General features: G+C 46.6%; 12 protein-coding genes and 1 tRNA gene. 11 read left to right on the forward strand and 2 right to left on the reverse strand.

Annotated features, from left to right (window positions below; all coding sequences use genetic code 11):
- Positions 1-28: 28 nt before the first annotated feature.
- From ICN25_RS04640 to nadB, 8 genes are all read left to right on the forward strand, one after another.
- Positions 29-119 (forward strand) — tRNA-Ser (locus ICN25_RS04640).
- A 232-nt stretch (positions 120-351) separates the two neighbouring features.
- Positions 352-924 carry a phasin family protein gene (locus tag ICN25_RS04645; RefSeq protein WP_216135747.1) on the forward strand — a complete coding sequence of 191 codons (573 nt, stop codon included), beginning with the start codon at positions 352-354 and terminating at the stop codon, positions 922-924.
- Positions 925-1,021: 97 nt separating this feature from the next.
- A complete protein-coding gene (locus ICN25_RS04650) occupies positions 1,022-1,327 on the forward strand; it encodes a YciI family protein (protein ID WP_216179397.1) in 306 nt (101 codons plus the stop codon).
- A gap of 17 nt (positions 1,328-1,344) precedes the next feature.
- A complete protein-coding gene (locus tag ICN25_RS04655; protein ID WP_216179399.1) occupies positions 1,345-1,569 on the forward strand; it encodes a hypothetical protein in 225 nt (74 codons plus the stop codon).
- A gap of 201 nt (positions 1,570-1,770) precedes the next feature.
- Entirely contained in the window at positions 1,771-3,573 is a 1,803-nt protein-coding gene (locus ICN25_RS04660) for an NAD(P)H-dependent oxidoreductase subunit E (RefSeq protein ID WP_216179401.1), read from the forward strand.
- A 37-nt stretch (positions 3,574-3,610) separates the two neighbouring features.
- Positions 3,611-6,502 (forward strand): formate dehydrogenase subunit alpha, encoded by a 2,892-nt coding sequence (gene fdhF / locus ICN25_RS04665; RefSeq protein WP_216179403.1) that lies wholly within the window; start codon positions 3,611-3,613, stop codon positions 6,500-6,502.
- Between the two features lie 95 nt (positions 6,503-6,597).
- Entirely contained in the window at positions 6,598-6,822 is a 225-nt protein-coding gene (locus ICN25_RS04670; protein ID WP_216179405.1) for a ParD-like family protein, read from the forward strand.
- 39 nt (positions 6,823-6,861) lie between these two features.
- Entirely contained in the window at positions 6,862-8,523 is a 1,662-nt protein-coding gene (gene nadB / locus ICN25_RS04675) for an L-aspartate oxidase (RefSeq protein WP_216179406.1), read from the forward strand.
- A gap of 10 nt (positions 8,524-8,533) precedes the next feature.
- Here nadB and nadC read toward each other — a convergent pair whose 3' ends face one another.
- Both nadC and nadA read right to left on the reverse strand, forming a co-directional pair.
- Positions 8,534-9,391 carry a carboxylating nicotinate-nucleotide diphosphorylase gene (nadC, locus tag ICN25_RS04680; protein WP_216179408.1) on the reverse strand — a complete coding sequence of 286 codons (858 nt, stop codon included), beginning with the start codon at positions 9,389-9,391 and terminating at the stop codon, positions 8,534-8,536.
- Between the two features lie 48 nt (positions 9,392-9,439).
- Complete coding sequence (nadA, locus tag ICN25_RS04685; RefSeq protein ID WP_216179410.1) at positions 9,440-10,567, reverse strand: quinolinate synthase NadA; 1,128 nt, start codon at positions 10,565-10,567, stop codon at positions 9,440-9,442.
- 167 nt (positions 10,568-10,734) lie between these two features.
- Between nadA and ICN25_RS04690 the strand changes: the two genes are divergently transcribed.
- From ICN25_RS04690 to ICN25_RS04700, 3 genes are read left to right on the forward strand one after another with little or no spacing between them, the layout of a single operon-like run.
- Positions 10,735-12,471 carry a ShlB/FhaC/HecB family hemolysin secretion/activation protein gene (locus ICN25_RS04690; protein ID WP_216179412.1) on the forward strand — a complete coding sequence of 579 codons (1,737 nt, stop codon included), beginning with the start codon at positions 10,735-10,737 and terminating at the stop codon, positions 12,469-12,471.
- A 54-nt stretch (positions 12,472-12,525) separates the two neighbouring features.
- Positions 12,526-12,693 carry a hypothetical protein gene (locus ICN25_RS04695; RefSeq protein ID WP_216179414.1) on the forward strand — a complete coding sequence of 56 codons (168 nt, stop codon included), beginning with the start codon at positions 12,526-12,528 and terminating at the stop codon, positions 12,691-12,693.
- Between the two features lie 11 nt (positions 12,694-12,704).
- Positions 12,705-13,295, forward strand: coding sequence for a hypothetical protein (locus ICN25_RS04700; RefSeq protein ID WP_216179416.1), 591 nt, complete (start codon positions 12,705-12,707; stop codon positions 13,293-13,295).
- Positions 13,296-13,510: the final 215 nt, after the last annotated feature.

Below are 13,510 nucleotides of genomic sequence, written 5' to 3' on the forward strand. Positions count from 1 at the left end.
CCGGCAAACGTATAATCAATGGCTGTACGGAAGGGTGGATGAGCGGTTTAAGTCACACGCCTGGAAAGCGTGCGTAGGTTAATAGCCTACCGCGGGTTCGAATCCCGCCTCTTCCGCCAGTAGTTTGAAACCACCTTCGGGTGGTTTTTTCATTGTTTTTTCCTGATTTTTCCCCTAAATCAGCCCTGGTCACGAAATTATTTAGCCCCTCAACCCCCTGTTTTTAATCAAATAAAGGGGTTTTTGATCTTTTTGTTGCAATGCCGCAAATAATTCTTGCAGTGCAATAAAAAACTTTTTACAATGGTGCATCGCAATAAATTTTATCAATTTAAAAAGTTAGGAAAAATCATGTTCCAGAATCAATTAAACGACCAACTCTCACAAGCCCAAGCTAAAGCTGTTGAAAACGCTAAGTACTTGGCTCAAGTAGCTGTTGAAAGTGCAAAAGAATTAGCTGAAATCAACCAAGCTGCTGCTAAAGATGCTTTAGTTGCTGCTCAAGATACAAGCGCACAATTGTTGGCAATTAAAGATGCACAACAGTTGGCAAAATTAGCTCAGCCAGAAACAGCTCAAGAAGCTGCTAAGTACGCTGCTGCTTACCAAGCTAAAGTAAACAAAGTTGTACGTAACGGTAACAAAGAAGTTGCTCAAGTAGTTGAGGCTTCTATTGATGACGCACGTGCTGACATGGTTAAGTTTGTTAAAGAAGCTACTAAAACAGCTCCTGCTGGTTCTGAGGCATTTGTATCTGCATTCAAAACTGCATTCGAAACTTCACTCCAACAGTTTGACCAAGTTCGCGCTTCAGCAACTGACGCTTTCGCAAACTTTGAGAAAAGTATCGACGCTGCATTGGCTAACGTTCAAGGCCAATACGCTGTAGCTAAGCCAGCTGCAAAAAGCCGTAAAGCTGCTTAATTCGTTTTAATAGCTTTGCACGAGAAACCGCCTTCGGGCGGTTTTTCTTTGCCCGCTTGCCGTAAGATGGATGTTTTAGAGTCAACTAGGAGAGAGCATGATTTTTGCAATTCTTTTAATGGATCGTCCCGGCACTGCAGAACTTCGTATTCAAGTGCGACCAGAGCATCGCGCCTATTTGGGTAAACTCGCGGACAAGATGGCTTTTGCTGGCCCATTGACATCAGAAGATGGCAAGACCACAGTAGGTAGTTTGCTAGTGATGGATTTCCCAAGCAAAGCAGATGTCGAGGCTTGGTTGGTAGATGAGCCGTTTACTAAGGCAGGCGTCTATGAAAAGCCAGTGATTCATGCATTTAACAATGGCTGGCAACAGCAGGTTGGGTTTCCACCCGCCAAGTAATCAAGTAGACTTGAGGTATGAATTCAACTACATTTCGCTCCCTTGCTATTCTTATTTCGATTACTGCCATTGGTTTGACTGGCTGTGGCTCCATTGAGTCAGCAGCCCAAGATGATTGCACTTCGATTGGCTGGCAGATTGGTAGTAAAGGCTATAACGACTGCTTCAAGGCGCGCGTTTATGAGCGTAAGCTGGATTACTCTCTCCCACCAGGCGACAAGCCATCCCCATCCGTAATCTAATTTAGGGTTTACCCTGAATAAATTCACTTGAGCTCCGTCAAGGACTTGAGTGTGGAAATAACCCAAAATCGACTGTGATTTTGGGAATTTCCTATATATAGCGAGGCAAATCTTTTCTCGCTGGCTTGGACTTTCTTAAGCAAGACTTTAAGTACACAAAAATAGCATCATTATTGCGACTAGAAATTAGAGACAAATACTATGAATCACCCAAAACCCTCTGGAGAAATCAAGGCTGTTGCTGTGGCAACTGCGGATGATTTAAGGGAAACCATTCGTCGCAAAAGTAAGCTCAAAGGACGCCAAGCAGATGACGCGTCTTTGGCTGAGGTTCGCCAGTTAATTGGTGCCGCCCCTCATCGCCGTGATTTGCTGATTGAAAATTTACACAAGCTCAATGATGAATACCGTGCTTTGCATGATCGTCATTTAGTTGCCCTCGCAAAAGAAATGAATTTGCCGATGGCTGAAGTCTATGAAGTTGCCACCTTCTATCATCACTTTGAAGTAGTGCGTGGCAATGATCCTGTTGCTGATATCACTGTGCGCGTATGCGACGGTATTGCATGTGAATTGGCGGGCGCGCAAAACCTCTTGGCAAAGTTGCCAGCCATTTTGGGCAACCCTAAGGTCAAAGTAGTTGCTGCACCCTGCGTAGGTCGTTGTGAGCAAGCTCCAGTAGCAGTAGTGCATCAGTACCCAGTGCTGTTTGCGACAACCGACAAGGTGAGTGCTGCCGTCAACAATAATCTGACTACACAACCAATGGCTAAGGACAGTGCTAATTTTGATCCTGCGGCTTTAGCTGAAAAAGGCGTATCCCCTCAAGGTGAGAATCAAGCAGTGTCGCCAGACTATGTAGGTTACGAGTCTTATCGTGCGCAAGGTGGTTATGCACTAGCTAAAGAAATTGCTGAAGGTAAAAAAGATGCTGAAAGCATCATCAAGGCGATGGAAAACTCTGGCCTTCGTGGTCTTGGTGGTGCAGGCTTCCCAGCGGGGCGTAAGTGGCGCATCGTGAAAGATCAAGTTGCTCCGAAGTTGATGGCAGTAAACATTGACGAAGGTGAGCCAGGTACATTCAAAGACCGTACATATTTAGAGCGTGATCCACATCGCTTCTTAGAAGGTTTATTGATTGCAGCTAGTGTTGTAGGTATTGATGCTTGCTACATTTACTTGCGCGATGAGTACCACGGTTGCCGTGAGTTGCTTGAGGCGGAGTTAGCTAAGCTCAAAGCAAATCCCCCATTTAAATTACCTTCGATAGAGTTGCGTCGTGGTGCCGGTGCTTACATTTGCGGCGAAGAGTCTGCCATGATTGAAAGTATCGAAGGCAAGCGCGGTGAGCCTCGCATGCGTCCTCCATACATTGCTCAAGTAGGATTGTTTGGTCGTCCAACGCTAGAGCACAACTTTGAAACCCTGTACTGGGTGCGCGATATTGTTCAGCGTGGTCCAGAGTGGTTTAGCTCTTTTGGTCGCCATGATCGCAAAGGCTTGCGTAGCTACAGCGTTAGTGGCCGAGTTAAAAATCCTGGTGTGAAATTGGCCCCAGCTGGTATCACTATTCAAGAATTGATAGATGAGTACTGCGGTGGTATGCAAGACGGCCACAAGTTCTATGGCTACCTGCCTGGTGGTGCATCCGGTGGCATCTTGCCGGCGACGATGAATGACATTCCACTCGACTTCGATACCTTGCAGCCTTATGGCTGTTTCATTGGCTCTGCTGCAGTGATGGTGTTTGGCGATAAAGACAAAGCGCGCGATATGGCGCTCAATGTGATGCACTTCTTTGAGCATGAGAGTTGCGGACAATGTACTCCGTGTCGTGTGGGTACCAGCAAGGCCGCCAAACTGATGCAGTCTAAGTCTTGGGATCAAGACACGCTAGAGGATCTAGCAACTGTAATGGTTGATGCTTCTATCTGTGGCCTAGGTCAAGCTGCACCAAACCCCATTCGCTGTATTGCTAAATATTTCCCAGAAGAGGTTGCTTAATCAGCAACAAAAAAACTAAGGGAAAAACGAGACAAATATGAACGCACCAGTAAATCCTAAAGAACTTGAATTGCAAACCGTTGAGTTCAAGCTAGACGGGCAAACCATCGTGTCTTACGAAGGTGAGACGATTCTCAAAGCCGCTAAACGTCATGGCATTGATATTCCACATCTGTGTTTCAAAGACGGCTATCGTCCTGATGGTAATTGCCGTGCTTGCGTAGTAGAAATTAACGGTGAACGTACTTTAGCGCCAAGTTGCTGCCGTAGCGCAACCCCTGGCATGGATGTTAAAGCCAATAGTGAACGTGCATTGAAGAGTCAAAAGCTCGTGTTGGAGATGTTGTTGTCAGACATGCCGGACGAGGGCTTTAAGTGGGTAGGAGACAGTAAGGAAGAAGAGCAAAAAAATCAACATGGCGAATTAAGCACCTGGGCAGCACGCATGGATGTGACGGTTCGACCAGAGCTCAAAGCATTACGCCGTGACAAAGTCAGTAATGACGTGTCTCACCCGGCAATGGCAGTGAACTTAGATGCGTGTATTCAATGTAATCGTTGCGTACGTGCTTGCCGTGAAGAGCAGGTGAATGATGTGATCGGCTACGCAATGCGTGGCGCTCATAGCGAGATCGTATTTGATCTGAATGACCCAATGGGCGACAGTACCTGCGTTGCTTGTGGCGAATGTGTACAGGCTTGCCCAACAGGCGCATTGATGCCTAAGGGATTAATTGGCTCACAAACTGTAGATCGCAAAGTAGATTCAGTATGTCCTTTCTGCGGTGTCGGCTGTCAAATCACTTACAACGTTAAAGATGAAAAGATTGTTAGCGTCGAAGGTCGTGATGGCCCAGCTAACCACAACCGTCTTTGCGTTAAGGGCCGCTTTGGTATGGACTACATCCATAATCCACAGCGCTTAACCAAGCCACTGATTCGCAAAGCGGGTGTTGCTAAAGATGAAGCCTTGCTTGAAGGCAAGCAAGATTGGTCAGATATCTTCCGTGAAGCAACTTGGGAAGAGGCGCTTGAAGTTGCCGGTGGCGGCCTCAAAAAACTCAAAGATCAATACGGCAATAAAGTATTGGCTGGATTTGGCTCTGCAAAAGGTAGTAACGAAGAGGCTTACCTATTCCAAAAACTGGTACGTACTGGTTTTGGTAGCAATAACGTTGACCATTGCACCCGTCTTTGCCATGCATCATCGGTTGCTGCGCTGTTAGAGGGTGTTGGTTCTGGTGCCGTAAGTAATCAAGTGAATGACGTTGAGCATTCGAGCATGATTTTCTTAATTGGATCTAACCCAACCGCCAATCATCCTGTTGCTGCAACCTGGTTTAAAAATGCTGCTAAACGTGGTGCAAAAATTGTGTTGTGCGACCCACGTGCGACAGAGATTAGTAAGCATGCCTGGCGCACGATGCAGTTCAAGCCAGACACTGACGTTGCCATGCTCAATGCCATGATTTATACAGTCATTGAAGAGGGTCTGGTTGATAAAGACTTCATTCAGAACCGCTCCAATAATTTTGAAGCACTTAAGGAAAATATCAAGGGCTACAGCCCTGAAGCCATGGCGCCAATCTGCGGCATCCCGGCTGAGACATTACGTGAAGTAGCCAGAGAGTTTGCTACCACTAAGTCAGCAATGATTTTGTGGGGCATGGGTGTCAGTCAGCACGTTCATGGCACCGATAACGCCCGTTGCTTAATTGCCTTAGTCAGTATTACTGGCCAAATTGGTAAGCCTGGTTCTGGCTTGCATCCACTGCGCGGACAAAATAACGTGCAGGGTGCTAGTGATGCCGGCTTGATCCCGATGATGTTCCCGAACTACCAACGTGTTGATAATCCAGAAGCACATGCGTGGTTTGAGAAGTTCTGGGATACCCCATTAGATAAGAAGCCTGGCTATACCGTTGTAGAGATCATGCATAAGATCACTGCACCGGATAGTGATCCAGACAAGATTCGCGGTATGTATGTTGAGGGTGAGAATCCTGCGATGAGCGACCCTGATTTGAATCATGCTCGTCATGCTTTGGCTTCTTTGGATCTCTTGGTTGTGCAAGATATTTTCATGACTGAGACTGCACTCCTAGCGGACGTAGTATTGCCAGCAAGTGCATGGCCAGAGAAGGTTGGTACTGCAAGCAATACCGACCGTATGGTGCAGATGGGCAAGAAGGCGATTAACCCTCCTGGGGATGCCAAGCCTGATCTGTGGATCATTCAGCAAATTGCGAAACGCATGGGCTTGAACTGGAACTATCAAGGTCCAGACGATGGCGTTGCAGCAGTCTATGACGAGATGCGTCAAGCAATGCATGCAGCCATTAATGGCATTACTTGGGATCGATTAGAAAAAGAATCTAGCGTGACATACCCATGTTTGTCTGCTGAAGATCCGGGTCGCCCAATCGTATTTGATGACAACTTCGCGACGCCAGATGGCAAGGTGAAGTTGGTTCCTGCGGATATCATTCCTGCGAATGAGCGTCCAGATGCAGAGTATCCATTTGTATTGATTACTGGCCGTCAGCTAGAGCATTGGCACACTGGCAGTATGACTCGCCGCGCAACCGTCTTGGATGCGATTGAGCCGATGGCTACCGTGTCGATGAATGGTGAAGATATGACTCAGTTAGGCGTTTCAGCTGGTGATGTCATTACCGTTCAATCACGTCGTGGCGAAGTGGGTATCCATGTACGTAGAGATGATGGCACTCCGCGTGGCGTGATCTTTATTCCGTTTGCTTACTATGAAGCTGCAGCTAACTTAATCACCAACTCAGCCTTAGATCCTTTTGGCAAGATTCCGGAATTTAAGTACTGCGCCGTCAAGCTTGCTAAAGGCGGTCAGGCTGCCCCAGTGATGGGCTACGGCACTAATGATCCGAAACGGCAGAAGGTTGTAGCTGTTTAACGTCACACATCGTTTCATAAAAACCCCACCTATATGGTGGGGTTTTTATTTGTCATTCTTCATCATGTTTAAATGAGTAGCTATATTGGGTATTTATGATCAAGATTAATAAAGATTTATATTTCCAAGCTCAACTCGAGGGTGCGAGAAATTCTCGCTCTGTTAGCGAGCAAATTAATTATTGGGCAAGGTTTGGCAAGGCCTGCATGGATAACCCTGAGTTGCCAACGCCATTTGTTGCCGGGTGCTTGGAAGCCCTTGAGGAATCAAAGTTAGGGCAATTTTCCCCATTTAAACCCAGAACCAACTCTAAGGGCTAATCACTGCGCCAAGATTCAGATTGCCCTTTAGAATGCAGTATGGCCAGTTCAAAACCCCAAACTTCAGCAGCTAATCCCAAAGCAGAATTACCCGTTCTAATTATTGGGGCCGGTCTTGCGGGTCTAACTGTAGCTTTGCATATGGCAGAGACGCAACCAGTCATTGTGATGGCTAAGCGAGGTCTAGGTGAGGCTGCAACTGCTTGGGCGCAGGGTGGCATTGTTGGGGTGGTTGATAAAGAACATGACAGTGTGGATTCTCATGTTGCTGACACCTTAGATGCAGGCGCAGGCCTTGTGGTCGAATCTACCGCTCGATATATTGCTGAAGAAAGTGCTGAAGCCATTCGTTGGTTGGTGGAGCAGGGCGTCCCATTTACTGCTGATGAGGCAGGCCCAATGGGTTTGCATCTCACGCGTGAAGGCGGTCATAGCCAACGTCGCATTGCGCACGTAGCTGATGCCACTGGCAAAGCCATTCATGAGGTATTGCTCGATAAGGCAAGAGCCCATAAAAATATTCAATTGCTAGAGCACTGGATTGCTTTAGATCTGATTACCAATCGCCACTTGGATGCGAAGACACAGCGCACCAAGTCAAATCGTTGCTACGGTGTGTATGCCCTCGATATTAAAAACAATCGTGTAGAAACGATTGAAGCCAAGTCAGTGGTATTGGCTACTGGCGGTGTGGGTAAGGTCTACCGATATACCAGCAACCCAGACACTGCTACAGGCGATGGTATTGCCATGGCTTGGCGTGCGGGTTGCCGCGTCGGTAATATGGAATTTATTCAGTTTCATCCGACGTGCTTGTATCACCCTAGTGATCGCACTTTCCTCATTACCGAGGCGATGCGCGGTGAAGGTGGTTTACTCAAGCTACCAAACGGCACCCGTTTTATGCCAGAGCATGATGAGCGCAATGAGTTAGCTCCTCGTGACATTGTTGCTAGGGCAATTGACTTTGAGATGAAGAAGCACGGCTTAGATTACGTGCACTTGGATGCCACGCATCTAGGCGAAGCATTTATCAAAGAGCATTTCCCGATGATCTATGCGCGCTGTATGAGTCTAGGTCTAGATATCACTAAAGAACCAATACCAGTTGTGCCTGCGGCCCATTACACCTGTGGTGGTGTAGTGACAGATCTCAAGGGAAAAACTGACTTACCAGGCTTATATGCCGTAGGTGAAGCAACTTACACGGGCTTGCATGGCGCCAATCGCTTGGCTAGTAACTCATTGCTAGAGTGTGTAGTCATTGGTAAAGCGGCTGCTGAAGATATCTCATCACTTAAGACTCCTGTTATGCCCAATTTGCCTTTATGGGATGAGAGTCAGGTTGAGGATGCGGATGAGCAAGTGGTCATTGCCCATAACTGGGATGAGCTGCGTTCATTGATGTGGAACTATGTCGGTATTGTTAGAACTAATCGAAGACTAGAGCGTGCATTACACCGCATTAAGCTCCTCAGATACGAAGTGCAAGAGTATTACGCGAACTTTAAAGTAACGCGTGACTTAATTGAGCTTCGTAATCTGCTGGAATGCGCTGAGTTGATTGTGAGATCAGCACTCATGCGCAGAGAAAGTAGGGGATTGCATTACAGCCGAGATTACCCGGGCACTTGGGCAGTTTCTTATCCGACTATTCTGACGCCTCAAGCAGAGGGAAATTCTGAAAGCTCTGAAACCTAAAGATTAATGGTTAGGCGGATATTCTCATTGAGAAATCCACGGCCTTAATATCTTTGGTCAGCTTTCCAAGAGAGATGCGATCAACGCCAGTAGCGGCAATCGCACGCATCTGATCTAAGTCGATACCACCAGAAGCTTCTAATAAAGCGCGACCATTCGTAAAGGCAACAGCTTCTTTCATTTGCTCGGTGGTGAAGTTATCAATTAAGACGCTCTTTGCGCCGGCATCCAAAGCTTCTTTCAATTCAGCAATACTTTCTACTTCCACCTGAATATCCACCCCAGAATTCAATGCCTGCGCAGCTTTGACTGCAGCAGCAACACCACCTGCAGCAGCGATGTGATTCTCTTTAATTAAGATGCCATGCCATAGTGCAAGACGTTGGTTTTGACCGCCACCCACACGGACTGCGTATTTCTGTGCCTGACGTAAGCCAGGAATCGTTTTGCGAGTATCGAGCACTGCACAGCCATTAGGATTTGGGCTGACGCCTGCAATTGCATCGACATGCTGACGCGCAATGCTGGCCGTCCAAGAAAGCGTTTGCAAGAAGTTAATGCAGGGGCGCTCAGCAGAGAGAAGGGCGCGAGAGTTGGCCTCAATATCGCAAACCTTAGTATCGGGCTTCATTAAGTCGCCCTCTAGGTAGTGCCAAGTCACTTTTGCTGCAGGATCTAATTTCTTAAGAGTGCCCTCAAACCAATCCACCCCACACAAAACAGCCTGCTCACGAACAATTAATTGGGCATGAACAGGTTTACTAGGAACTAATTGCGCAGTCCAATCGCACTTACCAATATCTTCCATTAGAGCGTCAGCAATATTGCGTTGACGGGCTTGTTCTAAAGTCTCGTTGTACTCAAACATGAATGAATCGATCTAAATTAAGAAAAAATCAAAAGACAAAATAAGTAATTAAGCCGCACCAATATTTTTGACAAAGCCATGCTGTGCTTTGGCAAGCAGGTCAGGATGATTCTGGGTGAAGTCCAGCATGCGTTCGACGCAGCCTAGCGCCTTAACTCGCACACCTTCCTCGATAAAGATTTCTCCAGAAGCATTCTCAAGACAATCTAAGATCCCTTGCAGGCCATTCATAGCCATCCAAGGGCAGTGCGCGCAGCTCTTGCAGGTAGCGCTGTTACCAGCGGTAGGGGCTTCAATCAATACTTTATTGGGTGCGAGCTGGCGCATGCGGTGCAAGATGCCGTTGTCAGTAGCCACAATATATTCAGTGGCAGAGCCTTCAACGACAGCTTTGATCATTGCCGATGTGGAGCCAACAACATCCGCCAAATCCACTACTGCTTGCGGTGATTCTGGGTGAACCAAAACCATGGCATTGGGATGTGCGGCCATCAACATTTCTAATTCAACCGCTTTAAATTCATCATGAACAATACAAGCACCATTCCAGAGCAACATATCAGCGCCAGTCTGCTCTTGAATGTATCGACCTAAATGCCGATCAGGTGCCCACAGAATTTTCTTGCCCTCAACTTTGAGTTGATGAACGATTGCTAATGCGCAAGAGCTAGTCACCATCCAATCAGCTTGGGCTTTAACAGCAGCGCTGGTATTGGCATAGACAACTACAGTGCGATCGGGATGCAAAGCTCTAAATGCTGCAAAGTCGCTAGCGTCACAACCTAAATCTAAAGAGCAGGTTGCTTCCAGGTCCGGCATATAGACGCGTTTCTCAGGACTCAGAATCTTGGCAGACTCCCCCATAAAGCGCACGCCAGCTACGATTAAATTCTTGGCAGAGTGATGCTTACCAAAGCGGGCCATTTCCAGAGAGTCGGCTACATAACCACCGGTCTCCATCGCTAAGTCTTGAATATCGCCGTCTACATAGTAGTGAGCCACTAATGCAGCATCTTTCTCGATCAGTAATTGCTTAATACGGGTAATAACAGCGGCTTTTTCAGAGCCATGCAGTTGTGGGGGTGTTTTGGCCCAGGCTTGGGCAGTGCAGGTGGCCCCGGCGGCATCTTGCTGGGGGTAATCAAAGGCAATTGGGGCGCTAACTGTTGAATTCATACGAAATCTTAATCCACTGACGATTATTTTGTCCGAAATCGACTAATTTAGGTCAAAGACGTCTGTTATCTCTTGAGCTAATAGGAATTGACCTTATTCAAAGTAAAATTTATACATTATTTATCAGGCACTTAGCTTGATTTTGTTTTTTTATTAGGCTATTTATTTTGAAATACAGCGCACGATCAAATCAATTTCATCAATCCTTATTCGCTCTAGCGGCAATAGGCATGTTTTCTGCTGGGCAGGTTTATGCGCAGGTAGATGCAGGTGCATTGCAGCAGGGCTTAGAAAAGCAGTTGCCGAGCCCATCCCCCTTAGCTCTGCCTGAGCCCGGTCCAAGAGAGCAGTCACGTCCAAGCGAGTCATCCCAGAGTGAGGTTCGTTTCGAGGTGAAGTCTTTTGTTTTGGAGGGTGTCAGTATTCTGCCGGTAGATTCTGTTCAGGCCATTTTGAAGTCCTGGATTGGCCGCCCGGTCAACTTTGATGATTTGCAAAAAGCCTGCGATGCTGTTGTTGAACTCTATCGCAAGAGTGGCTATACAGTGCAGGCTATATTGCCCCCACAAAAAATTGCAAATGGCGTTGTGAAGGTTTTAGTGACTGAAGCAAAGCTAAGCAGTGTTTTTGTGGATATGCCAAGTGGCCCAACGCGTTTTAGTAAAGAAACTGCGGCTGAATATATTACCTACGCCAATCCCATTGGTGAGCCACTCAACACCAAGGCAATTGAGCGTGCACTAATCATTCTGAATGAAACCCCAGGAGTTATGGTTTCGAGTCAATTAGAGCCCGGTCAAAAAGATGGTGAAACCGCTTTACGCTTGCAACTCACTCAGCCGCAGTGGTACCAGGGCAAGGTTGAGGCAAATAACTACGGTAGCCGATCCACTGGTGCAAATCAGGGTGTCATTGCATTAAGCGCTATCAACCCAACTGGTATTGGTGATTCTGCTTCAGTGAATGGCATCTACTCTGAAGGTTCGCAGTATATTCAGGGCGCCTATTCATTACCAGGGTCGAAGGACGGCTTGCGTTTAGGTTTGTCAGGCACATTCCTGAACTATAAAAACGTCAGTAACTATGCAAGTAGTGCTGGTGGTGGCTATGGTGATGCTTGGACGGGGGGTGTTAGCGCAGCGTACCCATTGATCCGTGAGCAGGGGACCAACGTCAACGTTACAGCGAACTACGATGTAAAGAGCTACAGCAATAAAAATATGCTGAACCTTTCAACCATTAGCGCATACACCATTAATAATGCATCATTGGGTCTGTCGGGCAATCATTACGATAGCTTTGGTGGCGGCGGTGTGAGTGCGGGATCTGCCACCCTGGTGTTGGGTAGTCTGAATATTTCTTCTACCAGCGTGGATGGGTATGGTCAGTACACACCACAAAGCTTTACTAAATTTACCTTTGCCGGTAATCGCACGCAGCAGTTATCAGAAGACGGAACAACCACTGCATTCATATCCATTAGTGGTCAGCTAGCCTCTGTAAATTTGAACTCCGCTGAACAAATCTATATGGGGGGCCCTTATGCCATTCGCGCGTATCCAGTAGCTCAGGGCGGTGGTTCACAAGGTGGTATTGGCACCATCGAGTTGCGCCAACAATTTCCAGAGCGCATTATGGCCAGCATCTTCTTTGATGCGGGTGTAGTGCAACAGTACAAGAATCTCTATGCTAATTGGCAGGGTCAAACTAATGCCAACAATACCTACTCCTTAATGGGTGCTGGTATGGGCGTGAAGTGGGATTGGGAGGGATGGAATTTAGGTGCTATGGTTGCTTGGAAGGTTGGTAGCAATCCACTCTATAGCCAGTCTGGACAGGCCGTTAATACGGACGGTACCACCACCAACCCTCGTGGATGGTTAACGGCAAGTTATCAGTTTTAACTCCAAGCTCCATCTTTTGAGATAGGACTAACTCCATCAGCCGCATCCAATAGTATGAATCTGGAAAATGCAGCTCAATTTAAGCAGCAAATTGGCGGCTTGCGAGGCCAGTCAGATTCGTCAAGTGTGGGCGTGATGACGGATGAGAATTTACGTGATGAGGGTCGCAAACAGAGCGCTGACGCTTGCAGAAAAAATCAAGATCTACCTGAGTCCCGTTAATCTAAATCACTATGACTATCAAGCAATTAAACGCCGCCTACTTAATCAATGAAGACCGTATTTTTTTTCGGTTTAATACGCTGGATCAGGCTGAATATCGTCTTTGGTTAACTCGCAGAGTCACATTATTTATTCTTGCTGCCAGCACACATTTGCTAACAAAAAAGCTGGAGCAGGCGCATTCACCGGTTGCCGCAAAAGCAGTAAATGAATTTGAGAAATCAGCGCTTTTGGAGGCTGCAAAAACTGCAAATGCGGGTGCTCAAACTTATGAATCTGGAGCGCAGTTTCCACTAGGATTTGATCCATTATTAGTGATGGACGTATCTTGTTCGCTTACTAAAAATGGTGAAAAAATTACAGAGGAAAACACATTAAAAAAGGTTGATTTTGATGAATCATTATCAATTGATTTTCTGCTACCGGGCGGGGCAAATTTAAATCTCCGTTTACCTGAAAATATGATGCGCGCGATGTGTGTTTTGCTCGATCAATTACGACAGCAAGCAGGGTGGGGCGAAGCTATTATGCAGATCAAAAATACGCCTGATGAAGAGCAATCTCTTGAGATAAAAACCAATCAAAATATTTCGATTCATTAAGCAATCAGGCACTCGTTTTTTGAGTCATATTTGCACTCAAAAATCACCTGAAATCTGCATCAATCAAAAGCACTAAAAATCTGCCTAAGTAAGCCCAATTTTTAGATATTGCGATTTTTTGTATTCCTGACACTTTTTGGGGGTAAAAATTTGCCGTAAATACAAGGGTTTAAGCATGTTATCCCAGGGGCTAATATCAATAGATAAAAGGCTTT

This window comes from Polynucleobacter sp. 80A-SIGWE (assembly GCF_018882295.1).
In the GTDB taxonomy this organism is placed as follows: Bacteria; Pseudomonadota; Gammaproteobacteria; order Burkholderiales; family Burkholderiaceae; genus Polynucleobacter.